Annotated in this window: 21 protein-coding genes; 13 read left to right on the top strand and 8 right to left on the bottom strand. The window is 66.3% G+C overall.

Annotation, left to right across the window (positions count from 1 at the left end; genetic code table 11):
* Positions 1 to 43 precede the first annotated feature (43 nt).
* Positions 44 to 346, top strand: a complete 303-nt coding sequence (locus AC13EK_RS14355; protein WP_004209466.1) for a hypothetical protein — start codon at positions 44 to 46, stop codon at positions 344 to 346.
* Between the two features lie 115 nt (positions 347 to 461).
* Here AC13EK_RS14355 and AC13EK_RS14350 read toward each other — a convergent pair whose 3' ends face one another.
* Together AC13EK_RS14350 and AC13EK_RS14345 are read right to left on the bottom strand one after the other, a co-directional pair.
* The gene (locus tag AC13EK_RS14350) at positions 462 to 926 is read right to left on the bottom strand and encodes a MarR family winged helix-turn-helix transcriptional regulator (protein WP_004209468.1); all 465 of its coding nucleotides are present in this window, start codon (positions 924 to 926) and stop codon (positions 462 to 464) included.
* Positions 927 to 1,008: 82 nt separating this feature from the next.
* Entirely contained in the window at positions 1,009 to 2,265 is a 1,257-nt protein-coding gene (locus AC13EK_RS14345) for an acetyl-CoA C-acetyltransferase (protein ID WP_069335471.1), read from the bottom strand.
* A 160-nt stretch (positions 2,266 to 2,425) separates the two neighbouring features.
* Here AC13EK_RS14345 and AC13EK_RS14340 point away from each other — a divergent pair, with 160 nt between their 5' ends.
* From AC13EK_RS14340 to AC13EK_RS14325, 4 genes are all read left to right on the top strand, one after another.
* A complete protein-coding gene (locus AC13EK_RS14340; protein WP_069335470.1) occupies positions 2,426 to 4,090 on the top strand; it encodes an MFS transporter in 1,665 nt (554 codons plus the stop codon).
* 132 nt (positions 4,091 to 4,222) lie between these two features.
* Positions 4,223 to 6,412: a TonB-dependent receptor gene (locus tag AC13EK_RS14335; RefSeq protein ID WP_069335469.1), complete on the top strand. Its 2,190-nt coding sequence runs from the start codon at positions 4,223 to 4,225 to the stop codon at positions 6,410 to 6,412.
* A 26-nt stretch (positions 6,413 to 6,438) separates the two neighbouring features.
* The gene (locus AC13EK_RS14330; protein ID WP_069335468.1) at positions 6,439 to 7,476 is read left to right on the top strand and encodes an NAD(P)H-dependent amine dehydrogenase family protein; all 1,038 of its coding nucleotides are present in this window, start codon (positions 6,439 to 6,441) and stop codon (positions 7,474 to 7,476) included.
* 2 nt (positions 7,477 to 7,478) lie between these two features.
* Entirely contained in the window at positions 7,479 to 8,414 is a 936-nt protein-coding gene (locus AC13EK_RS14325; protein WP_277788067.1) for an SDR family NAD(P)-dependent oxidoreductase, read from the top strand.
* 98 nt (positions 8,415 to 8,512) lie between these two features.
* Here the strand turns inward: AC13EK_RS14325 and AC13EK_RS14320 are convergent, their stop codons facing one another.
* The 3 genes from AC13EK_RS14320 to AC13EK_RS14310 are packed head-to-tail and all read right to left on the bottom strand — an operon-like array spanning position 8,513 to position 11,303.
* Positions 8,513 to 9,376, bottom strand: a complete 864-nt coding sequence (locus AC13EK_RS14320) for an SDR family NAD(P)-dependent oxidoreductase (protein ID WP_069337624.1) — start codon at positions 9,374 to 9,376, stop codon at positions 8,513 to 8,515.
* The gene (locus tag AC13EK_RS14315) at positions 9,373 to 10,599 is read right to left on the bottom strand and encodes an MFS transporter (protein ID WP_069337623.1); all 1,227 of its coding nucleotides are present in this window, start codon (positions 10,597 to 10,599) and stop codon (positions 9,373 to 9,375) included. The genes AC13EK_RS14320 and AC13EK_RS14315 overlap by 4 nt, the downstream gene beginning before the upstream one ends.
* Positions 10,600 to 10,649: 50 nt before the next feature.
* Positions 10,650 to 11,303: a TetR/AcrR family transcriptional regulator gene (locus AC13EK_RS14310; protein WP_234792410.1), complete on the bottom strand. Its 654-nt coding sequence runs from the start codon at positions 11,301 to 11,303 to the stop codon at positions 10,650 to 10,652.
* 69 nt (positions 11,304 to 11,372) lie between these two features.
* On the opposite strand from AC13EK_RS14310, the gene AC13EK_RS14305 reads away from it, so the two are divergent.
* The 7 genes from AC13EK_RS14305 to AC13EK_RS14275 all read left to right on the top strand — a co-directional run bounded on the left by AC13EK_RS14305 (position 11,373) and on the right by AC13EK_RS14275 (position 18,134).
* The gene (locus tag AC13EK_RS14305; protein ID WP_234792409.1) at positions 11,373 to 12,758 is read left to right on the top strand and encodes a hypothetical protein; all 1,386 of its coding nucleotides are present in this window, start codon (positions 11,373 to 11,375) and stop codon (positions 12,756 to 12,758) included.
* Positions 12,755 to 14,173, top strand: a complete 1,419-nt coding sequence (locus AC13EK_RS14300) for an acyl-CoA reductase (RefSeq protein WP_483022258.1) — start codon at positions 12,755 to 12,757, stop codon at positions 14,171 to 14,173. The genes AC13EK_RS14305 and AC13EK_RS14300 overlap by 4 nt, the downstream gene beginning before the upstream one ends.
* A 161-nt stretch (positions 14,174 to 14,334) precedes the next feature.
* A complete protein-coding gene (locus AC13EK_RS14295; protein ID WP_170828713.1) occupies positions 14,335 to 15,684 on the top strand; it encodes an MFS transporter in 1,350 nt (449 codons plus the stop codon).
* 17 nt (positions 15,685 to 15,701) lie between these two features.
* Positions 15,702 to 16,004 carry a DUF1330 domain-containing protein gene (locus AC13EK_RS14290; protein ID WP_069337619.1) on the top strand — a complete coding sequence of 101 codons (303 nt, stop codon included), beginning with the start codon at positions 15,702 to 15,704 and terminating at the stop codon, positions 16,002 to 16,004.
* A 22-nt stretch (positions 16,005 to 16,026) separates the two neighbouring features.
* Positions 16,027 to 16,680, top strand: a complete 654-nt coding sequence (locus tag AC13EK_RS14285) for a carboxymuconolactone decarboxylase family protein (RefSeq protein ID WP_017500044.1) — start codon at positions 16,027 to 16,029, stop codon at positions 16,678 to 16,680.
* Between the two features lie 118 nt (positions 16,681 to 16,798).
* On the top strand, positions 16,799 to 17,029 hold the full coding sequence (locus tag AC13EK_RS14280) for a biotin/lipoyl-containing protein (RefSeq protein ID WP_069337618.1): 231 nt from the start codon (positions 16,799 to 16,801) through the stop codon (positions 17,027 to 17,029).
* Between the two features lies 1 nt (position 17,030).
* A complete protein-coding gene (locus AC13EK_RS14275) occupies positions 17,031 to 18,134 on the top strand; it encodes a Gfo/Idh/MocA family protein (protein WP_069337617.1) in 1,104 nt (367 codons plus the stop codon).
* 142 nt (positions 18,135 to 18,276) lie between these two features.
* Here AC13EK_RS14275 and AC13EK_RS14270 read toward each other — a convergent pair whose 3' ends face one another.
* Entirely contained in the window at positions 18,277 to 19,077 is an 801-nt protein-coding gene (locus AC13EK_RS14270; protein WP_069337616.1) for an enoyl-CoA hydratase/isomerase family protein, read from the bottom strand.
* A 134-nt stretch (positions 19,078 to 19,211) separates the two neighbouring features.
* Between AC13EK_RS14270 and AC13EK_RS14265 the strand changes: the two genes are divergently transcribed.
* A complete protein-coding gene (locus tag AC13EK_RS14265; protein ID WP_069337615.1) occupies positions 19,212 to 20,900 on the top strand; it encodes an FAD-dependent oxidoreductase in 1,689 nt (562 codons plus the stop codon).
* A gap of 130 nt (positions 20,901 to 21,030) precedes the next feature.
* On the opposite strand, the gene AC13EK_RS14260 is transcribed toward AC13EK_RS14265, so the two are convergent.
* Positions 21,031 to 21,330 (bottom strand): hypothetical protein, encoded by a 300-nt coding sequence (locus AC13EK_RS14260; RefSeq protein ID WP_004209488.1) that lies wholly within the window; start codon positions 21,328 to 21,330, stop codon positions 21,031 to 21,033.
* Positions 21,331 to 21,346: 16 nt separating this feature from the next.
* Complete coding sequence (locus AC13EK_RS14255; protein ID WP_069337614.1) at positions 21,347 to 22,354, bottom strand: zinc-dependent alcohol dehydrogenase family protein; 1,008 nt, start codon at positions 22,352 to 22,354, stop codon at positions 21,347 to 21,349.
* Positions 22,355 to 22,407 lie beyond the last annotated feature (53 nt).

Genomic DNA, 22,407 nt, shown 5'->3' with positions numbered 1-22,407 from the left:
GGATATATCTCCCCGACCCGTTTTTAGTTGAAGAGGTTGTGCCATGACTCGTTTCGCCAAGATCGCCCTGTCGCTCTCTCTCGCCGCTGCCGCCCTGCCGCAGGTCGCTGCCGCTGGCGAAGCCGTCCAGATCAGCGCGGCCACTGCCGCCGCCGACTACAAGGGCAAGATGCTCTACACCGCCAGCGGCGATCGTCTGGCCGCCATCTATCGCGTCGCTGCCGACGGCAATGCGCAGATCATCCTCAACGGCAAGATGGTGAACGTGCCGGCGTCCAGCCTGACCGCCGCCGACGGCAAGCTGACCACCAGCCTGTCGAAGAAGGATCTGCTGACTGCGCACTAAGAGATCGCCGGGCGCGGCCTCCCCTGCGCCGGCCGATAGCGAATGGGCCGCTCCTTGCCGGAGCGGCCCTTTTTTTATGTCCGGGAAAGGTGGGGCGCCGGGACGGCGGCGGCCTTCAGGGCTTGACGATATTTTCCGAAATCGTGTCGAGCAGGCTGTTGAGGCGCTTCAAATCCTCGGCCGAGAAGCCGGCAAAGGCGACCTCCTCATTCTCCTGCGCGATGCCGGATAGCTGCATGGTGATCGCCTGGCCACGCTCGGTCAGGAATACGGCATGGGCGCGCCGGTCGTCATCCTTCTGCCGCCGTTCCAGCAGGCCGTCGGCGCAGAGTCGGTCGATCAGTCGCCCGGCCGATGCCTCGGCCATTTCCAGCAGGTTGGCGATATGGCGCTGGGTCGTGCCGGGATAGCGCGCGACCGCCGCGATCACCGTCCATTGCGAGCGGGTGACGCCCAGCCGCACCACGCTCTGGTCGAAATGCGCGCGCAACTGACGCGCGATGATCGTCAGCTTCATCGTCGCGTTGCGCATCAGCGCCGGCGGGTTGTCGGCGAGTGTCTTGTCCTGCAGGCTTTCCATTGTGCGCGCAGCATAGCGCCATCGCGGCGAAACGAAAGCAGCCCCCTCCTGTTCGGCGCAGCGCGGCGGCCGGACGATCCGATCAGACACGTTCGATGATGATCGCGGGCGCCATGCCCCCGGCCGCGCACATGGTGATCAGGGCATAGCGGCCGCCGCTGCGTTCCAGTTCGTCGAGCGCGGTACCGATCAGCACCGCCCCGGTCGCGCCGATCGGGTGGCCCAGCGCAATCGCGCCGCCATTGGGATTGAGCTTGGCGCGGTCGACGCCCAGGTCGCGGATGAACTTCTCCGTAACCACGGCGAAGGCTTCATTGACCTCGAACACATCGATGTCGGCCACGGTCAGACCTGCCTTGGCCAGCACCTTGCGCGCGGCTGGGACCGGGGCGTTCAGCATCAGCGTCGGATCATCGCCGACATTGGCGGTCGCGACGATGCGGGCGCGGGGCTTCAGCCCATGGGCGTCGGCATAGGCTTTCGAGGCCAGCAGGATCGCGGCCGCGCCATCGACCACGCCCGACGATGTGCCCGCATGATGCAACGGTTCGATCGCCAGATCGGGATATTTCTGGTTGATGAGTTGGCGGAAGGTCGGCCCGTCTTGGCGCGAGGGCATGTCCATGAACGCGGCGAAGGCGGGTTTCAGGCCGGCAAGCTGCTCGGCGGTGGTGTCGGGGCGGGGATATTCCTCATGGTCCAGCACGACGCTGCCATCCTCGTCATGCACCGGCACGGTCGACCGGGCGAAGCGGCCTTCCTTGAGCGCGATGCCGGCCCTGCGCTGGCTTTCGGCGCCAAAGGCATCCAGCTCTTCGCGGGTGATGCCCTCCATCGCGGCGATCGCGTCGGCGGCGACGCCCTGGTTCGACTGGGGGTGTTTTTCCTGCAACCGCATATTGCCGGTGCCAAGTCCGCCAGCGGCCTTCACGCCCGCTTCGCGCAGCGACTGGCCGTACCAGGTGACATAGGACATCATCTCGGTGCCGCCGGCGATCACCAGATCCTCCATGCCCGACATGATCTGCGCTGCGGCCAGGTTGGTGGCGGTGAGGCCGCTGCCGCAGAAGCGATCCAGCGTCACGCCCGAAGCCTTGACGTCATAGCCCGCATCGAGCGCCGCCATCCGGCCAAGATCGCCGCCCTGTAGCCCCATCTGCGCGCTGGTGCCCCAGATGATGTCGTCGACATCGGCGGTGTTCAGATTGTTGCGATCCTTGAGGGCCTTCAGCACTGCCACCGCAATATGCTGCGGGTGCATGTGCGACAGCGCGCCCTTGCCCATCTTGCCGATGCTGCGCGGGGTGCGGACGGCATCAATGATATAGGCGTCGGTCAAGCATCTTCTCCCGGTCTCTTTTGCCGCAGGCGCGGCTCTCGCATCCTATCGCATGGAAGCGGGACGGCCCCCAATCGCACAGGCGATCGATCGCGCGTGGATTGGCCTGCGTCGCCCGGCTGGTGCAGGCTGGACGGGCAGATGATGAGGAGGGAGACGGATGGCGCAAGGCGAAGTCGCGCAGGCGACGGGCGGCAGCTTCGCGCCGCTGCGCGAACCGGTGTTCCGCCGCATCTGGACCGCCAGCCTCCTTTCCAATTTCGGCCAGCTGATCCTGGGCGTCGGCGCGGCTTGGGAAATGACGCGGATGACCGCATCGCCCAGCATGGTCGCGCTGGTGCAGACCGCGCTGATGCTGCCACTGATGCTGGTGACATTGCCCGCCGGCGCCTTTGCCGACATGTTCGACCGCCGCCGGATCGCGATGAGTGGCCTGGCCTTCTCCATGGCCTGCGCCGCGCTGCTGACCTTCCTGGCCTGGACCGGGCATAGTTCGCCCTGGATGCTGCTCGCCTTCTGTTCGCTGATCGGTGCGGGCGTCGCGCTCTATTCGCCGGCCTGGCAGGCGTCGATCAGCGAACAGGTCGGGCCGCGCCTGCTGCCCGCCGCCGTCGCGCTCGGCACGATCAGCTATAATGTCGCGCGCAGCTTCGGCCCGGCGCTGGGTGGCATCATCGTGCTGGCGGCCGGCGCCCATGCCGCCTTCGCGATCAACGCCATCTGCTATCTGCCACTGTTCCTCGCCTTCTTCGCCTGGCAGCGGCGTCATGTCCCCGCGCGCCTGCCGCCCGAACAATTCCACCGGGCGATGGTGTCGGGCATGCGCTATGCCCTGCATGCCGGGGCGATCCGCACAGTGCTGCTGCGCGCCTTCCTGTTCGGGCTGGCCGGGGCGTCGGCGTCGGCGTTGGCCCCGCTGGTGGCGAAGAATCTGCTGGGCGGCGATGCCAGCGTCTATGGCCTGTTGCTGGGCGCCAGCGGGGTGGGGGCCGTGCTGGGGGCACTGCTGGTCGGGCCATGTCGCGACCGCTTCGGAACGCAGCGGACCACCGCCGTGCTGGCGCTGGTCAGCGGGATCGCGCTGGCGCTGGTCGGGGTCAGCCGCCATGTGCCGCTCACCTGCCTGGCGTTGCTGGTCGCGGGCGGCGCCAATATCCTGACCATCGCCCTGTTCAATGTTGCGGTCCAGCTGTCGGCGCCGCGCTGGGTGACGGCGCGGGCCTTGTCGCTCTTCTCCTCGGCGCTGACCGGCGGCATCGCGATCGGTGCGCTGCTCTGGGGGCTGGTGGCGCAAAGCTGGTCGGTCGATGTCGCCCTCTATGGATCGGGACTGGCATTGGCATTGCTACCGCTCGTGGGCTGGCTGTTGCCGCTGCCCGAAACCCGCGAGGCGGATGTCGAGCCCTTCATCATCGCGGGCGAACCGGAAGTCGGCATGGCGCTCACCCGTCGCTCCGGCCCGGTCATCATCGAGATCGACTATGATGTCGATCCCGACCAGGCACGCGATTTCTATGCGGCGATGGTGGAGGTGCAGCGCACCCGGATGCGCAATGGCGGCTTCAACTGGTCGATCGCGCGCGACATCGCCAATCCCGCACTGTGGACCGAACGCTATCAATGTCCGACCTGGGGCGATTATCTCCACATGCGCGATCGTTTCACCCAGGCCGACAAGCTGGCGCAGCAGGTGGCGCGCGCCTTCGACCGCAAGGCCGGCGAGGTGCGGGTGCGGCGGCGGCTGGAGCGGCCATTCGGATCGGTCCGCTGGCGCGCGGACTCGCCCGATCCGCGACAGGATACGATCGGATATCTTGGCCCCTGAACGCGGCGCGGCAACGCCGAGGCGATGAGTCAGCCGCGGGCCGCTTATCTGCGCGCGAGACCGCGGTTCTCGGCCTTATCATGCCACCCATAGGGAAGGCCGGACCACCGGCACCGATCATGGGAGGCAAGGATGATCCATCGGAAGACGCTTATTCGTTCGTCGGGTATTGGCGCGGCCATGCTGCTGGCCACCGTGTCGCACCTGGCTGTCGCGCAGGAGGCGGCGCCGCCGCCAGCCCAGAATGATCAGGATCTGATCATCGTCACCGCCCAGCGCCGTGCCGAATTGTCGCGCGACGTGCCGATCAGCATTACCACCGTCACCCAGGATCAGCTGACCAGCGCCGGCGCCAGCCAGCTCACCGACATCGCCACCGTCACCCCGGCGCTGCGCTTCGACAGCGCCGCCGCCTTCGTCCAGCCGACCATTCGCGGTGTCGGCACGGCGGTCGCCAGCTCGGGCGGCGGCGCCAATGTCGGCATCTATGTCGACGGCTTCTATTCGCCCAACCCGCTGGCCGCCGATTTCCAGCTGATGAGCCTGAAAAGCGTGCAGGTGCTGAAAGGGCCGCAGGGCACGCTGTTCGGCCGCAACACCACCGGCGGCGCGATCCTGCTGACCACGGCCGATCCCAGCAGCGACGGCGCGGGCGAGTTCAAGGTCAGCTATGGTCGCTTCAACAGCCTGGCGGTGCAGGGCTATGCCACCTTCGGCGTGGTCCAGGATGTGGCGATGGATGTCGAAGGGCTGTTCCGGCGCGGCAACGGCTTCGTCCACAATATCACCACCGGCAGCGACCGGGACGGGCGCTACAGTAACTGGTCGGTGCGGACGGGAATCAAGGCGGACCTCAGCGATTCCGTGTCGCTGCTGCTGCGCTACACCCATGGCGACACCGACGATCCGACCCTGCTCAACACCAATATCTATGTCGGCGACGATATTGGCGGCGCGGGCACGAACCTGCCGCCCAGCCTCTACGCGACCAAGCATAATGACGTGGCGACCGGCGGCCCGACCGAATTCCTGTCGAACAATGACGTGATCCAGGCCACGCTGAAGGCGGACCTGGGCTTTGCCGACCTCACCTCCTACACCCAGTATCGCGACGAAAATTCGCTGATCGTCGAGGATCTGGACAGCACGGCGGCGAATATCTTCCTGCTGCACATTCCAGTGCGCAGCCAGACCGTCTCGCAGGAATTGCTGCTGACCTCGAAGGCGGGCGGGCCGCTGCAATGGACCGCCGGCCTCTTCTACTTCAACAACAAGGACCGATGGGGCACGCGGGTCGGCACGCCGACTGCCGGCAACCCGCTCGCCAGCATTGCGCTGGGCGGTTCGGGCACCAACAGCAAATCCTATGCCGCCTTTGCCGACCTTACCTATGCCTTCACGCCCGACCTGTTCCTGACGGTGGGTGGGCGCTACAGCCATGACAGGATCGGCGACGCCTATTATATCATCCCCTTCTCCGGCGTGCGAACCTATGTGCCCGACCTCAAGGGCAACAAGTTCACGCCGCGCGCGGTGCTGCGCTACAAGCCCAGCGAGGAATCGAGCGTCTATGCCTCCTATAGCAAGGGCTATAAGTCGGGCATTCTCGACGTCGGCGGCAATACCGGCAACAAGGTCGCGCCGGAGGATATCGACGCCTTTGAAGCGGGCTTCAAATATGATGATCGCCGCCTGTCGGTCGACCTGTCGGCCTATTATTATGACTACAAGAATCTGCAGGTGTCGCTCTATCGCGGCAACCCGCCCTCGGCCCAGATCATCAACGCCGCCTCGTCGGAAATCTATGGTCTGGAAGGCCAGCTCTCCTATCGGCTGACCGACCGGTTCCAGTTCAATGTCGGCGCCGCCTATACCCATGCGCGCTACACCAATTTCGAGGATGCGCCGATCTATACCCGCTGCACGCTCGCCAGTTGCGCGGCGCAGGGGATCAGCTTTGTCGTCGTGCCGACCCAGCTCAACGATGTGCATATGCAGCGCACGCCCGACTTCACCGGCAATGTCGGCGCGCGCTACACGCTGGATCTGGCGGGCGGTTCGCTCGCCCTGTCAGGCAATCTCTATTACACCTCGAAATTCTATTTCGGCCCGTCCGGCACCCAGTTCGCGCAGAAGGGCTATGAGGTGCTGGCGCTGCGCGCGGAATGGACCGATGCCAGCGACCGCTTCTCGCTGGCCGTCTTCGGCGACAATGTCACCGACAGCCGCTACCGCACCCAGGTGCTCAGCAATAATTTCGGCATCGGCAATGTCTGGAGCGCGCCCGCGACCTGGGGCGTCCAGGCCGGCGTCAAATTCTGATCGGGGCGGCAAGGGAGAGGATGGCGATGGGCAAACACTATCGGGTGATCCAGTGGGCCACCGGCAATATCGGCGGCCGCGCCCTGCGCGCGGTGATCGAGCATCCGGGGCTGGAGCTGGCCGGTCTGTGGGTCAGTTCGGCGGCCAAGGCGGGGCAGGAGGCCGGCACGCTCGCCGGCACCGCGCCCCAGGGCATCATTGCGACCAGCGATATCGACGCACTGGTCGCGACCCCGGCCGATTGCGTCCTCTATATGCGACAGGGGACCGATATAGATGAACTGTGCCGGCTGCTGGCATCGGGCAAGAATGTCGTCACCACGCGCGGCGATTTCCATCATCCCGCCTCCATGGACCCGGATGTCCGCGCCCGGATCGAGGCCGCCTGCCAGGCGGGCAACAGCTCGATCTACAGCACCGGCTCCAGCCCCGGTTTCGTGACCGAGGCGCTGACCATTCCCTTGCTCTCGCTCTCGCGCCGGCATGACTGCCTGACGATCGACGAGTTTGCCGACATGGAAAGCCGGGATTCGCCCGACCTGCTGTTCAACATCATGGGCTATGGCGTCGCGCCGACGCAATTCGATCAGCGCAAGGTCGATTATGTGAAGCATGATTTCGCCGGTTCGCTCGCCCAGTTGGCCGACGCCGCCGGCATTGCGGTCGATTGGTGGGAGGCATTCGGCGAAATGGCGGCGGCGACCCGCGACGTGACGATCGCGGCCGGCACCATCGCGGCCGGCACGGTCGGCGCCCAGCGCATCACCATATCGGGGATGCAAGGCGACAAGGCCGTGCTGCGCTTCCGCGCCAACTGGTATTGCACCCGCGACATAGACCGGCCCGACTGGGAATTGCGCGAGTCCGGCTGGCGTATCCAGGTGCAGGGCGACACCCCACTCGACGTCAACATCAGCTTCCCGGTGGCGCCGGAAGATTATGCCGCCTTCACGCCGGGCCTGACCGCCCACCGCGCGGTGAATGCTATTGCGGCCGTGTGCGATGCGCCGCCGGGCATCCGCACCACCGCCGACCTGCCGCAGATCATCGCGCAACTGGGATGAGCATGGACAGGATCGATTTCACCGGCCGTACCATCCTCATCACCGGGGCGGGCGGGGGCCTGGGCCGCGCCTATGCGCTGGACATCGCCGCGCGCGGCGGCGCGGTCATCGTCAATGATCTGGGCGGATCGGTGACGGGGGAAGGGGCGTCCTCGACCATGGCCGACGCCGTCGTGGCGGAAATCGTTGCGGCGGGCGGCATCGCGGTCGCCAATGGCGATGATGTGTCGTTGCCCGACGGCGCGCAGGCGATGATCGACCTCGCCATCGCCCGTTTCGGCCGGATCGACGCGGTGATCGCCAATGCCGGCAATATGCGCTTTGCGCCCGTAGAGGATCTGACGGCGGCCGATCTCGACGCGCTGCTCGCCGTCCATGTGCGCGGCTCCTTCAATGTCGCGCGCGCCGCCTGGCAGCCTATGCGCGCGCAGGGCGGCGGCCGGCTGGTGCTCACCACATCGGGCGGCGGGATGCTGGGCATGGGGCAATTGTCCGCCTATGGCGCGGCGAAGGGCGGCGTCATGGGGCTGATGCATAATCTGGCGGAGGAAGGGCGCCCGTATGGCATCCTCTGCAATGCGGTCATGCCCAATGCCGCCAGCCGCATGTCGGCGGGCATGAGCGAGGGGACGCTCGGCCATAATCCCTGGGGCCGGGCACTCGGTCCCAGCTTCGATCCGCGCTTCACCGCTGGCCTGGTCGCGTATCTGGCCCATGAGCGCTGCACATCGACCCACAGCATCTATTCCGCGCTCGGCGGTCGGATCGCACGGGTGTTCGTCGGCGCAACGAAGGGATGGGACCATGGGCTGGATGCGCCGCCGACTGCCGAGGATGTCGCCGCCCATATCGATGCGATCCGCGACGATGGCGCCGGCTATGCCATCCCGACCAATATCTTCGACGAGTTCCGCATCGTGGCCGAGGGGCGGGGCTAGAGCATTCTGAAGTCGGCTGGAACAGCCGACGACTCGCAGAATGCGGCAAACCAGAGGAAATTAGAGCATCCTCCGATTCAACCTAATCGGAGGATGCTCTAGAAACCCGCCACCATCGCTTCGCTCACCTGCCACAGCTTCAATGCCTGCGCATCATCCTGCGCGGCCGCCGATGGCGTCAGTTCCGCGCGCTGATGGAAATAGCGGCCGCTGCTGCGCCCCGGCTCCTCTGCACTGGCCAGCCAGACCAATGTGTCGGCGGCCTGCGCCGGCGTCACCGACCGGTCGAGGATCGATTCCATATAGGCCTGCATCGGCGCGTCGCAGTGGCTGGCGAAATTGCTGGCGACCACGCCAGGATGCATGGCGTGGGCGATAATGCCGTCATCGGCCACGCGGCGGGCCAGTTCGCGGGTGAACAGGATATTGGCGAGCTTCGCATGGCAATAGGCCGCGCCACCGACGAAATTGTCGGCGAAGCTGAGGTCATCCCACTGGATGCCCGTGCTCTGTTCATGCCCGGTCGAGGACACGGCGATCACGCGCACCGCGCCCGGCCCCAGCCTGGCGGCCGCCGCGCGCAGATTGGGCAGCAGCTTTTGCGTCAGCAGGAACGGCGCGAGATGGTTGGAGGCAAAGGTCGCCTCGAACCCTTCGGGCGTGATCGTCCGTTCCGCCACCACGCCGCCGGCATTGTTGAGCAGCGCATCAATCTCCGGCGCGAGTGTCGCGATCTCCTGCGCGACCCGCGCCGTATCGGCCATGGCGGAAAGATCGGCGCGCAGCATCGTGAAATCGCCGCCGGCCTCGGCCCTGAGGTCGGCCTCTGCGGCGGCGCAACGGGCGGCGTCGCGGCCGATGCCGATCACGCGCCAGCCCTGTTGCAGCAGGGCGCGGGCGGCTTCCTTGCCGACGCCGGCGCTGGCCCCGGTGACGATCGCGGTGCGTTGCGTGTCGCTCATGCGTAGACGGGCTCCATAGTGGGGGGACGGCGCCCCAGGGTCAGGAACAGGGCAGCGCCGGCCAAAGTGATGCAGGCGCTGAGCGCCAGGAACGGCGCATAGTTGCCCCAGATGCTCAAGGTGAGGCTCAGCGTCAGCGATCCCAGCGCCGCGCCGCCCGCGATCGCCGCGCCGACAAAGCCCATGACCAGGCTGAACACGCCCAGGCCAAAGCGGCGCGAGACGAGATAGGCGGCGATGTCGCCCTCCGCGCCCTGCGCCAGCCCCATCATCGCGACGGAGAGAGCCAGGACGATGGTCGCATCCAGCGGCGACGCCATCAGCGCCATGCCGATCGCCGGCATCGCCAGCGCCAGCGCGGCGACATGGTGCGGCGGCATCCGGTCGAGCGACAGGCCGCAGGCGAAACGGCCGAGCAGCACGCCGATCGCATAGATGGAAATCAGCCAGGTCGCGGTCTGCGACGCGGCGCCGCTGTCCATCAGCACCAGCTTCATCTGGGCCGAGGCGAGGCCCTGCGGGAAATTGACCAGCACCATGCCGACGATCAGCACCCAGAAAGCGGGATTGCGGAAGATGACGCGGCTGCCGACCGGCGCGGGCGCCCCTGCCTCCTCGACCTCCTCATGGGGATGCACGCCGATATGCGCCGGGGTCAGCAGCACCGCGATCAGCCCGAAGACCAGAGTGACGCCGCCCATCAGCAGATAGCCGTTGCGCCAGCCCTGGCTTTCGATGAAGCCACCGAGCAGCGGGGCGATCACCGCGCCGACCAGCGGCGGACCGGTCATCACGATAGAGAAGGCAAGGCCGCGTGCCCGCTCGAACCGTTCGGCGACGATGCGGGTATAGACCGGCGATGTGGTGAGCGTGCCAAGGATGATCTGCAGCACGGCGACGGCGAAGAAGGCGCGGATGCTGCCGGGCTGGAAGGCGAAGCCCAGATAGGCGAGTGGCCCGGCCAGCACGCCGACGGCGGAGACGGCGCGCACGCCGAAGCGGTCGGTCAGCCGCCCGGTGATCGGCTGCATGATCAGCATCAGCAGGCCGAAACTGCCGAGCAGGGCGAATTGGGATTTCTCCCAGCCGAACTCGCCGATCATCTTCGGCGCGAACAGGCTCATCGTGTAGGCGGACAGGCCGATGCCGAAGCCCAGTCCCATCGTCGCGGCGAGCAGAGGTCGCCAATGCGTCCGCAACTCACCCCAATAGGCCGATCCCATATCCCTCTCCTCATCCGGTGCCGGCCCCCTCTTGCGGGTGGTCCGGGTTGCTAGTCCGATCTTGTCCTTATGCCGTTCAGGAACAGGCGCACGGCGGCCCGCACCCAGTCATCCACCTCGGCGGCGCTCATCGGCTGGGGCGATCCCACCAGCCGGATCGGCCCGCCCAGCACCATCGTCATGAACAGGCTGGCTGCCATGTCCGGCCGGTCCACGCAAATCGCCCCGGCGCTATCATGGCGGCGCAGCAGGTCGGCCAGATGGTCGTGCACCGGCTGGGCGCCCTGGCTGTAGGACAGCATCAGCAGGTCGGGGAAGCGATAGGATTCGGTGGTGATGATCCGCCGCAGCCGGACGCCTTCCGGCGTCGACAGGTCGGCGATGCGCAGCCGGGCGATCGCGACCAATATGGTTTCCAGATCCTCGCCGGTGATTGCCTCCAGCGCGGCGCGCGGCGTGGCGGTGCGCGCGATCGCCCGGCCGACCGCCGCCATGAACAGCGCCGCCTTGTCGGGATAGCGGGCATAGATGGTGCGCTTGGTCATGCCGACGGCGGCGGCCACCGCCTCCATCGTCGTCAGCTCGAACCCCTTGTCGAGGAACATGTCGAGCGCGGCGTCGAGCATTTCGGCCTGGCGCGCCTGCGCCTGCTCACGGGTCGGGCGCCCGGCGGCGGGGCGGGGGTCTGAAATCGGTGTGTCCATGACCAGCATCATTATGGCCCTTGCCGCCTTTTGCGAATCATGCATAATGATACGCATCGGGTGCTATTAATGCACCGGAGCCACAAGGGCAAGGAGCAGGATATGGGCGCGCAGGCCGATCGCCTCACCGGACTGGTCAGTTCGGACTATCGATTCAACATCCCCCACGCCGAATTGCGCGACGCGCAGATCGCGGCGCTGAACGAACGGTTCCAGGAAAAGAAGGACGGCATCCGTCTGCTCGGCCACCGCGCGCGGGAAGCGGGGATCAGCGAGGTGACCTCGCTCGCCGATGCGGTGAAGCTGCTGTTCCCGCATACGGCGTACAAGAGCTATCCCGAAAACTGGCTGATGCAGCAGCGCTGGGACAAGCTGACCCAGTGGCTCAACACCATTTCCGCCCATCCCGTGACCGACATCGACCTTGATGGCATCACCGATGTCGACGACTGGATCGCCCGGCTGCAGGCGGCCGGCCATTATGTCTCCTGCTCCAGCGGCACCACCGGCAAGTCGGCGATGCTGATCGCGTCGCAGGCGGACATGGATTGGTCGAAGGTCGATACCGTCAATGTCTTTGCCTGGGGATCGGGCGTGCAGCCGGCGCAGGACCGCCGCATCATGGGGCTGGCCCCGGTCGCCAAGGTGCCCAAGAACGAGATTATCGGGGAAGCCCAGCGGGCGGCCTTTGGCGATCCCGACAAGGAGATGTTCCAATATCCGGTGCCGCCGATCACCGTCGGGTCGCTGACCCGCATGGTCGTGCTGCGCAAGGCGATGGCGGACGGCAGCGCGCTGCCTGGCGACATTGCCGAGTTCGAGGAAACGTCGCGTTTCCGCCAGGAGGCGATGGACGCCGCCGTCCATATCGCCGCCGATGCGATGATCGAGCATCGCGCTGACAAACTCTATATCGCGGGCATGTGGAACGCGCTCTACCATGTCGCCAAGGCGGTGCGGGAGCGGGGCTATTCGGCCAAGGATTTCAACCCGGACAACTGCATCTATATCGGCGGCGGGCTCAAGCGCGCGCAACTGCCGGACGATTATCAGCAGTTCGTGCATGAAACCTTCAACATTCCCGAAGGCCGGCACTTCCAGAATTATTCGATGCAGGAACTCAACAGCGGCATGCCCAAATGCCGCGAGGGCGGGCGTTACCATGTGCCGCCCTGGATCGTGCCGATGGTGCTGGACAAGGATGGCGATGCGTTGATCGCCCATGATCATGATGGCGAGGTCGAGGGGCGGGCCGCCTTCTTCGACCTGTCGCTCGACGGCCGCTGGGGCGGAGTCATCACCGGCGACCGGATATCGGTCGACTACAGCCCCTGTGCCTGTGGCAATAGCGGGCCATCCATTCGCGACAATATTGCCCGCTATGCCGATCTGGACGGCGACGACAAGATCGGCTGCGCGGGCACCGTCGATGCCTATGTGCGAGGTGTGGCATGAGCGTGCTTGAACAGACAGCGCCGGTCGAAACGGCGGCCGAACCGATCCGCGTCGATCATTTCGTGCGTGGCAGACTGGTCGAGGGCGGGGCGGTGCGCCATCGCTCGCGCGACCTGGGCGTCGATTTCGCGACGCCGCAGATCGACCTCAATGCGCTGGTCGCGCCGCGATCCGAACTGCCGCCGCTGCTCGACGTGCGGGTCAGCGAGATCATCGATTTCCTGGTCGAGGCCGGACAGCGGATGGATTTCGAGACCAATCCCTATCTGCAGGCGGCGCTGGAACATACGGTCAAGGTCAATCCGCTGCCGCGCCGGGTGGTGGAAAATCTGTTCCGCCGGGCCAAGCATTTCCTGACGCCCGAGGGGCTGCGTTGCAGCATCGAATCGAGCTTCCTTGATCCCGCCGCGCTCGACCGCTGGGTGGAGCGCACCGACATGCACGGCAATCGGGGCGCGTTGCGCGCCTTTCCGCCGCGCATGGTGCATATGCTGGCCGGCAATTCGCCCACCGGCTGCATCTCCTCAATCGCGCAGGGCGCGCTGGTGAAAGCGGTCAACGTCTTCAAGATGCCGTCGAGCGACCCGTTCACCTGTGTCGCGATGCTGCGCACCATGGCCGATGTCGATCCCGATCACCCGGTCGTCCGGTCGATGTCGGCGGTCTATTGGCGCGGCGGCGACGAGCGGATCGAAGGCACGCTCTATCGCCCGCAATATTTCGACAAGATCGTCGCCTGGGGCGGCGGCGACGCGATCAAGAATGTCATTAAATATCTCGGCCCCGGCATCCAGATGGTGTCGTTCGATCCCAAGACGTCGATCTCGATGATCGGGCCGGAAGGGTTCGATCCCGCCGTCGTCGACGATGTCGCCGATGCCGCCGCCACCGACGTCGCGACGATGAATCAGGAAGCCTGCCTCGCCAGCCGCTTCATCTTCGTCGAGGGCGACCGCGCCGGGGTGGAGGCCTTCTGCGCGAAGCTGCAGGAAAAGCTCGGCCTAGATCGCGAAACCGCCTCGGCGGTCGCGCATCCGCTGCCGGTCGAGGTGCGCGACGAGATCGAGATGCTGACCCTGATGGGCGACGATACCAAAGTCTGGGGCAAGCCGGACGGCCGGGGCCTCGTCATCCTGACCGACGAGCCGGTCGATTTCCACCCGAGCAACAAGACCGCCAATGTCGTCCATGTCGCCTCGCTCGATCAGGCGGTGCGCTATGTGAATGTCGCGACCCAGACGATCGGCATCTATCCGTCCGAGCGGAAACTCGCGCTGCGCGACCGCCTCGCCAGCGCCGGGGCGCAGCGCGTCGTCCGGCTGGGCGGCGCGGCCAAGCATGTGATGGGCGGTGCCCATGACGGCATGTTGCCGCTGCAGCGCTTCGTCCACTGGATGAGCGACGAGGACGCCTGATCCTCCTTGACCGGGCGGGAAGGGGCCATCGCGTAAGCGATCCTTTCCCGCCCGCATTGCCTCCCGCGTCGAACCGGTTTCAAATCCTGCCAAGGATGACGGCAGACAGCCGCACGACAGTCGCGCGCAAGGACCGCGCCGCAACAGGTGAGGACAAGCGCATGGCAGACAGCGACCCGCATTTCGACACGGCTTCCGCCGTCACGCCGGCCGAAGCGCTGCCCTCCATGGCCTATCGCGCCTATTTCCTGCTGCTGATGGTGCTGGTGTCGGCTTCGGTTCAGGGCGAACGCTATCTGATGGTGGTGATGGTGGAGCCGATCCGCCACGAACTGGGCCTGTCCGACGCCGCGATCGGCATGGCCAAGGACATGATCATCGCGATCGTCTATATCCTCGCCATCATCCCGCTGGCGCGGCTGGCCGATGGCTGGTCGAAGCGCAAGATCGTTGCCATCGCCGCCACCGTGTGGAGCGCGGCGGTCATCGTCTGCGGCCTGGCGAAGAGCTTCTGGATCCTCCTGATCGGCCGGGCCGGCATCGGCCTTGGCGAAGGCGGCTTCACCCCGCCGTCCCAGGCCTGGATCGCCGACTTGTTCCCGATCCGCCAGCGTGCGACCGCGCTGTCCATCTTCCTGCTCGGCGCCTCGCTCGGCACCTTCCTTGGTCCGGCCGTCGGCGGCTGGGCGGTGCAGGCCTATGGCTGGCGTGAGACGCTGATCTTCGCTTCCATCCCCGGCTTCATCCTGGCGCCGATCGTCTGGTTCACCCTGCGCGACAGCCGATCGGGTCTGGCTGATGGCGCCTCGGCCGAACAGGCGCGGCCCGTGCCCTTTCTGCAGACCGCGCGCGAATTGCTGGCGATCCGCACCCTGCCGCCGCTGATTGCTGCCGCCTCGCTCAACGCGCTGCTGACCATGGGCTTCATCAGCTGGGCGCCGGCCTTCATGGAACGGACCCATGGCATGCCCGCCAGCCAGGCCGGGTTGCAGATGGGCGGCGCGCTCTTCTTCGGTTCGGCGATCGGCCATACGCTGGGCGGACCGCTGGCCGACTTTCTCGGCCGCCGCGACATGCGCTGGTATGTCTGGATCCTGATGCTGTCGGGCGCCTGCGCCACCGCGATCGGCTGGATGATCCTGACCGGTCCGGGCGAGCGGGTCTTTCCGCTCTATGGCCTCAACATGCTGCTGGGCGGCCTCTCCGCCGCGCCGCTGATGGCGGTGGTGGCGGGGCTGGTGCCGTCGCGCTCGCGCGCCACTGCGATCGCGGTTCTGATGGTGTCGATCCAGGTCGTGGGCCTGGGTGGCGGACCGGTGCTGGTGGGCGCGCTCAGCGATGCGCTGCGCCCGGTCTATGGCGAGGATTCGCTCGGCATGGCGATGCGCTGGGCGCTGCTGGTCGGCATTCCCAGCACCATCCTCGCCTGGTTCGCCAGCCGCAGTTGCCGAAAGGATTTCGCCGCGGCCGGCGGCTGGGACCGCAGCACCATGCCCGCCGCCATCCACTGACGCGAGGAGCGCCGCCGATGCCCGCCTATATGATCGTCACCCGCGAAGGCCCGATCGCCGATCAGGAAGCGATGGACGCCTATAGCGCGATGAACCGCGCCAATGCCGCGACCTTCGTTGCCCATTACGGCATCCGTCCGCTCGCCGTTTATGGTGCGCAGCAATTGCTGGAGGGCGAGGGTGCGGACGGCGCGATCATCCTGGAATTTCCCGACGCCGCCAAGGCCCGCGCCTGGTATGACAGCCCTGAATATCAGGCGGCCTTGCCCTATCGGATGAAGGCAGCGCCCTATCGCGTGCTGCTGGTCGAGGGACTTTGAGATTCTCCATCAAGGACGCATCATGACCGACATTACCCCCCGAATTTCCCATCTGCCGCGCGACCAGTGGACCGACGACGCGCGCGAGGTTTTCGCCTTCTGGGGCGAACCCAATGCCTGGGAGGAGGGGTCCAAGACCAATGTCATGATGGTGATGGCCAACCATCCGCCGCTGGGGAAGGTCTATAATATCTGGGGCAAGCATCTGCTGATGGCGAACAGCCTGTCGACGCGCGCGCTCGAACTGCTGATCCTGCGCGTCGCCTGGCGGGTGAACTCGGCCTATGAGTGGCATAATCATGTCGGCTATGCGCTCAACGCCGGCATCACGCTGGAAGAAATCGGCGCGATCCGCGATTTCCCCGAAGGCGGCGACTGGGCGGAGGAGGATGCGCTGGTGCTGCGCTCGGTCGACGAACTGATCGAGGATGGCAAGATCAGCGACGCCACCTGGGACGGGCTGGGCGCCCATTATGACACGCGGCAGAAAATGGATCTGGTCTTTTCGATCGGCCATTATGTCATGACCAGTTGGGCGCTCTCCTCCTTCGGCGTCGGCATCGAGGGTGGGGCCGACCCGATCGGCTTCGACCTCAAGACCGGATCGGGCAGGACGCCGGGCAAGACCTTCAAGCCGGGCGAAAGTGACAATTGGACCGACACGCGCGGCTACTGATCGTCGTTCCCTTATCGCGCCGGTGATATGGCGGCGGCGGGCCGCTTTTGCGCATTGTCCGCCGCCAAAGGCGCGATAGCAGGGGAACAGATATTCGCTGTTTCAAAGGGGACACACCATGGCCACCGACATCCTGCTGCCCAAGATCGGCTTTTCCATGACCGAGGCGCAGATCGCCGAATGGCTGGCCGAAGACGGCGCGACCGTTACCGAGGGCCAGCCGCTCTATCTGCTGGAAGCCGACAAATCGGCGAACGAGGTCGAGGCCCCGGCCAGCGGCACGCTGCGCATCATCGCCAAGCCGGGCGAAACCTATGAGGTCGGCACCGTTCTGGGCACGATCGAATAAGATGGTGCTGCGCGTCGGCATCGTCAGCGCCGCCTGGGGCGCCTTCGCGCATCTGCCTGCCTGGCGCGCCATTCCCGGCGTCGAGGTAACGGCGATATGCACCTCGCGCGAGGAGACGGCTCGCGCCGCGCAGCAGCGGCTCGGCCTGCCGCGCGCCTTCTGGAATGCGGAGGAGATGTGCGCCGATCCCGACATCGACATTGTCGACCTCGGCACTCGGCCCAGCGTCCGCCTGCCAATGGTGCTGGCCGCGCTCGCCCATGGCAAGCATGTCTATAATGCCAGCCCCCATGCGCCCGACTGGGCCGGGGCGAAGGCGATCGACACGGCCTGGCAGGGCGGCGCCAGCATCGGCGTGGTCGACGCCTTCTCGCAATATCTGCCCGCCCTGCGCCAGATGAAGGCGATGCTGGACGATGGCCATATCGGCGCGCCGCTTGGCGGTACCTGCCATTTCAACATCTCGCTGTTCAACCAGCCCAACAAGCTCTTCCCCTATAACTGGTTCGCAAAGGCCGGGCAGGGTGTGTCGGCGGTGCGCAACAATGGCAGCCATGCGCTCTATCTGCTGCTCCACCTGCTCGGCCCGATCGCCGAACTGGTCGCCGACGACAGCCAGATACTCAAGCGCTGGACCTTCCCGGACGGCGACACCATCACGCCCGAAACCACCGATCTCGCCAATGTCATCCTGCGCTTCGAAAGCGGGCTGGTGCTGCAGATGCAGATCAGCTGGAGCATGGCGCTGCATGACGGTTTCCTGCTCGACCTGTTCGGCGACAAGGGCCGGATGGTCTCCACTTCGCCCACTTTCCCGACCGCACGCGACTGCACGCTGCGCGCCGGGCAATTGGGCGGCACGCTGGCGGAAGTGACGCTGCCCGATGCGTTCAAGACGACGCCCGGCATCACCCTCGACTGGCAGAGCGAGCCCCAGCCCAGCTACCCGATGGCGCTGTCGATGCAGGCCATGGTGGACGTGATCCACGGCCGCGGCGCGGCCGCCCCGGACTTCGCCCGCGCGCTCGCGGTCGAACGCATCCAGGAAGCGATCCGCATCTCCAGTGCCGAGCGGCGGTGGGTGCGCGTGGCGGATATTATCTGACGCGCCACCACCGTTCGTCATGCCAGCGAAGGCTGGCATCTCTCTTCTTCTGGCGATGGGCTTGAAAGAAAAGAGAGATGCCAGCCTTCGCTGGCATGACGGTATGAAGAAGGCTGTCGCCTACGCATCTATCAGTGGCCTTCTATCGCCCTGTAAACTTCGGCGTCCGCTTTTCCTTGAGCGCGGCGATGCCTTCGCGGTGATCGGCGGTGCGGACGCTGAGCGATTCATAGGCGATGCCGGCTTCCATCACGGCGCCGGCGATCCGCTTCAATTCCATGTTGGTCAATATCTTGGTCCAGCGGATCGCATTGGGCGCGCCGGCCAGCAGCTTGGCGCAAAAGGCATCGACGGCCCCGTCCAGCTCGTCGGCCGGCAGGCAATGGTTGATGAGGCCGATCTCCACTGCCCTGGCTGCGCTCAGCAGTTCGCCGGTCAGCAGATATTCCTTCGCCTTGGCAAGGCCGATCCGCTGTGCCCAGATGACCGCGCCGCCATCGCCCGCGACCAGGCCGATGCCGACATGCGGGTCGCCGATCTTCGCCCCCTCGGCGGCAAAGATGATGTCGCACAGCAAGGCGATCGACGCGCCCAGCCCGACCGCATGGCCGTTCATCCGGCACACCACCGGCTTTTCGATGTCGAGCAGGGCGGACACGATCCGCTTCGCCTGCCGCGCTTCATGATCGAACAGATGCGGGTTGGCGGCATTATGCTCCATATGGGCGATGTCGCCACCGGCCGAAAAGGCCCGGCCCGCGCCGGTCAGCAGCAGCACGTCCGACCCATTGTCGCGCCCGGCAAAGGCCAGCGCCTCGGGCAGTTCGTCATGCAGGTCGAGATTGACCGCGTTCAGTGCTTCCGGCCGGTTGAGCGTCATCACCAACAGCCGCCCCCGCCGCTCCAGCAGGATGGTGCGATAATCGGGCAGGTCATGGCTCATGCGTCTCTCCTCACGGCCTGCTCTAGCATGGCACCGCGCCGCTCCAACGTCGCCGTGGCGATGAGCGTGGCTCCACCCTCCCCATCATCGCCCCGGCACGATAGCCCGGACGCACAGAAAAGGGAGAGCGGCGCATGGACGGGTTCGACGAGATATTCGACTGGGTGGTCGTGGGCAGCGGCGCCGGTTCGATGAGTTCGGCGCTGGTCATGCGCCAGGCCGGCAAGTCGGTCGTCATCCTGGAAAAGACCGACAAGATCGGCGGCACCACCGCCAAGTCGGGCGGCGTCATGTGGATTCCCGCCAACCGTTTCATGGCAGCCGATGGCGAGGCGGACAGTGCCGAGGCGGCGATGACCTATCTCGACGCGCTGCAGGCGCTCGATGGCCATCCTGCCCCCGGCACCTCGCGCGAGAAGCGCCTTGCCTATGTGACGCAGGCGCCGCGCGCGGTCGATTTCCTGGTGGATCAGGGGGTGGCGCTGCAACGCGGTTCGACCTTCTGGCCGGATTATTATGATGAGCAGCCCGGCGGCTGCAAGACGTCGCGCACCGTGGTGGCCAGGCCCTTCAACCGCAAGGAATTGGGCGACTGGGCCGACCGGTTGCGCCAGGGCTTTGCCGAATTCAACGTCACGCTGGTCGAGGGGATGGAGGCGCAAGGCCATCGTCGCACCAACAGGGCATCGGGCAAGCTGATGGCCAAGATCGCGCTGCGCACCATTCGCGACAAGCTGCTGGGCCGCAAATATACGACGGCGGGCGCCGCGTTGCAGGGACGGATGCTGAAAGCCGTGCTGGCCGCCGGTGCCGATGTCCGCACCGATACGCCGGTAAGCGAGATCGTCGTGCAGGAGGGGATCGCCACCGGCGTGGTCACGGTGAAGGACGGCAAGCCCTGGCGGATCGGCGCGCGGCTGGGCGTGCTGGTCAATGCCGGCGGCTTTGCCCGCAACCAGGCGATGCGCGACCGCTACATGCCCGGCACCCGCACCGAATGGTCGCAGACGCCCGAAGGCGATACCGGCGAGATGCAGCAGGAACTGGAGCGGATCGGTGGCCGGCTGGCGCAGATGGATCAGATGGTCGGCTATCAGCTCACCCCCGCGCCCGGCTGGGACAAGGGCTATGTCGCGCCCGGTGCCCAGTCGATGACCGGCAAGCCGCACGCCATATTGGTCGATCAGGGCGGCACCCGCTTCATGAACGAAGGGGGCAGTTACGAGCTGTATTGTGAAACGATGGTCCGGCGGAACGCCGTGGTGCCGGCGGTGCCGAGCTGGGCGATCTTGGACCGTCAATATGTCGAACTTTATGCCGTCGCCGGCCGCTTCATCGACAAGGCGATTCCCGAAGGCTGGGTGGAAAGCGGCTATCTGCACAGCGCCGACACGATCGAGGGGCTGGCGGCCAGCATCGGCGCCGATCCCGCCACCCTGGCCGCGACGGTGGCGCGCTGGAACGGCTTCGTCGCCGCCGGCAAGGATGGGGATTTCGATCGCGGCGCGCGCGCCTATGACAATTGCGGCTTCGTCGGCGATCCCTTTTCCGCGGAACGCTCCATGGGATCGATCGAGAAGGGGCCTTTCTACGCCGTGCCGGTCGTGCCGGGCGATGTCAGCACTTATGGCGGCGTCGTCACCGACGAACGCGGGCGGGTGGTCGATGGCGCAGGCGCGCCGATCCCCGGCCTCTATGCCACCGGCGTCACCACCGCATCGGTGATGGGCAATGTCTATGTCGCGGCGGGCGCCAGCATCGGGCCGTCGATGGTGTTCGGCTATATCGCCGCGCGCCATGCGGCCGGGCTGGACAATCAGTAACGAAGGAAGGGAATAGCCCCGGAAAACCATTGCCCCCGACGCGGGGGGAGTGCGCCGGGGGCCTGGTAAGATGTCTCGGCCTGAGGGGGCTGGCCGGGACCATTCACAGATAGGAAGCCGTGGGCGGCTTTCAACCCGCGTCGGGCGGAGAATTTTCATCCTGCGCATCGAACCGGGCCGGGCGTGAGAGCAGGAAGGGCAGGCTGGGCGAGGCGATCTTGGTCTGGCCGCCATCGGCGTGGATCAGGGTCACGCGGCCGACCCCCGGCGAGGCCACGACCGCGACCACCGTATCGACCCATTGGTGCAGCACCGCGCGCGAATGGGCGAGTTCGTCGCCACCGGTCCGGGCATCGCCCTCCGCCTCCAGTTCGGCCTCCAGTTGCAGCACGCGCTCGGCCGCCTCGCGCGCCTTTTCATTCTTGTCCATGCGTCCGTTCCAGAATTTAGAGTAGGTTTATCCCGATCTTGCCGAAGAATTGGCCGCTTTCCAGATGGCGGCAGGCATCGGCCAGGCGGGTGAGATCATAGACCGCATCGACCACCGGCCGGATGCGATGCTGCGCGCAAAAGGCCAGCATGGCCTCATGCTCGGCGCGGTTGCCGACCGAGATACGGGCGACCGGATGGCCGCCGACATCAGCAAGGTGCCAGCTGAAGTCGGACCCCAGCATGCCGATCGCGGCGATCACCCCGCCGGGGTTGAGCAGCAATGCGGCGGTTTCCACCTGGCTGGCGCCGACCACATCGACCACGATGTCGACACCACGCCCGCCCAGCGCCTGGCGGATCGCCGCCGGCCAGTCGGGATCGGTCCGATAATTGATGCAGATGTCGGCACCCAGCGCGCGGGCGCGCGCCAGCTTGGCGTCGGAGGAGGAGGTGATCGCGACATGGGCGCCGGCCGCCTTGGCCAATTGCAGCGCCGCGATCGATACGCCGCCCGTGCCCTGGCACAATATCCATTCGCCCCGCTGGATCGGGCGGGGCAGGAACAGCGCGTTCCAGGCGGTGAGGCCGGCGCAGGTCAGCGTCGCCGCCTCCAGATCGCCGAGCGTATCCGGCACGATGCACAGGCTTTCGGCCGGAAAGACCGCATATTGACGCGCGACGCCGTCGGCGCTGCCGCCCAGCATCGCCATGCTCGGCTGTCGTCCCTCCAGCCAGCCCAGCGCGAAGATCGGGTTGACCCGGTCGCCCGGCTTCACGCGCGATACGCCCTCGCCCACCGCGACCACCTCGCCGGTGGCGCAGGACAGGGGGACATAGTCGGGTTCCTTGGCAAGCCCCGCCATCATGCCGCGGGCGATGATCAGGTCGCGGAAATTGAGCGTCGCCGCCTTGAGCCGCACCAGCGCCTCGCCCGGCCCCGCAACCGGGATCGGCACGCTGTGGATCGCGATCCCCTCAATCCCTTCGCCGCCCCTGGCGACGGCGGCCAGCATGTTCGTCATCGCGCGCTCTCCCTGCCGCCAGCTTGGGCCGATCGGACCGCATTGCAAGCATC

This window comes from Sphingobium sp. L-44 (assembly GCF_056859495.1).
This window is presented reverse-complemented; position numbering and strand designations above follow the sequence as displayed.

Coding starts and splice junctions, on each gene's coding strand:
- AC13EK_RS14355 (WP_004209466.1), top strand. CDS start 44: ATGACTCGTTTCGCCAAGATCGCCCTGTCGCTCTCTCTCGCCGCTGCC.
- AC13EK_RS14350 (WP_004209468.1), bottom strand. CDS start 926: ATGGAAAGCCTGCAGGACAAGACACTCGCCGACAACCCGCCGGCGCTG.
- AC13EK_RS14340 (WP_069335470.1), top strand. CDS start 2,426: ATGGCGCAAGGCGAAGTCGCGCAGGCGACGGGCGGCAGCTTCGCGCCG.
- AC13EK_RS14335 (WP_069335469.1), top strand. CDS start 4,223: ATGATCCATCGGAAGACGCTTATTCGTTCGTCGGGTATTGGCGCGGCC.
- AC13EK_RS14330 (WP_069335468.1), top strand. CDS start 6,439: ATGGGCAAACACTATCGGGTGATCCAGTGGGCCACCGGCAATATCGGC.
- AC13EK_RS14325 (WP_277788067.1), top strand. CDS start 7,479: ATGGACAGGATCGATTTCACCGGCCGTACCATCCTCATCACCGGGGCG.
- AC13EK_RS14320 (WP_069337624.1), bottom strand. CDS start 9,376: ATGAGCGACACGCAACGCACCGCGATCGTCACCGGGGCCAGCGCCGGC.
- AC13EK_RS14315 (WP_069337623.1), bottom strand. CDS start 10,599: ATGGGATCGGCCTATTGGGGTGAGTTGCGGACGCATTGGCGACCTCTG.
- AC13EK_RS14310 (WP_234792410.1), bottom strand. CDS start 11,303: ATGGACACACCGATTTCAGACCCCCGCCCCGCCGCCGGGCGCCCGACC.
- AC13EK_RS14305 (WP_234792409.1), top strand. CDS start 11,373: ATGCACCGGAGCCACAAGGGCAAGGAGCAGGATATGGGCGCGCAGGCC.
- AC13EK_RS14300 (WP_483022258.1), top strand. CDS start 12,755: ATGAGCGTGCTTGAACAGACAGCGCCGGTCGAAACGGCGGCCGAACCG.
- AC13EK_RS14295 (WP_170828713.1), top strand. CDS start 14,335: ATGGCAGACAGCGACCCGCATTTCGACACGGCTTCCGCCGTCACGCCG.
- AC13EK_RS14290 (WP_069337619.1), top strand. CDS start 15,702: ATGCCCGCCTATATGATCGTCACCCGCGAAGGCCCGATCGCCGATCAG.
- AC13EK_RS14285 (WP_017500044.1), top strand. CDS start 16,027: ATGACCGACATTACCCCCCGAATTTCCCATCTGCCGCGCGACCAGTGG.
- AC13EK_RS14280 (WP_069337618.1), top strand. CDS start 16,799: ATGGCCACCGACATCCTGCTGCCCAAGATCGGCTTTTCCATGACCGAG.
- AC13EK_RS14275 (WP_069337617.1), top strand. CDS start 17,031: ATGGTGCTGCGCGTCGGCATCGTCAGCGCCGCCTGGGGCGCCTTCGCG.
- AC13EK_RS14270 (WP_069337616.1), bottom strand. CDS start 19,077: ATGAGCCATGACCTGCCCGATTATCGCACCATCCTGCTGGAGCGGCGG.
- AC13EK_RS14265 (WP_069337615.1), top strand. CDS start 19,212: ATGGACGGGTTCGACGAGATATTCGACTGGGTGGTCGTGGGCAGCGGC.
- AC13EK_RS14260 (WP_004209488.1), bottom strand. CDS start 21,330: ATGGACAAGAATGAAAAGGCGCGCGAGGCGGCCGAGCGCGTGCTGCAA.
- AC13EK_RS14255 (WP_069337614.1), bottom strand. CDS start 22,354: ATGACGAACATGCTGGCCGCCGTCGCCAGGGGCGGCGAAGGGATTGAG.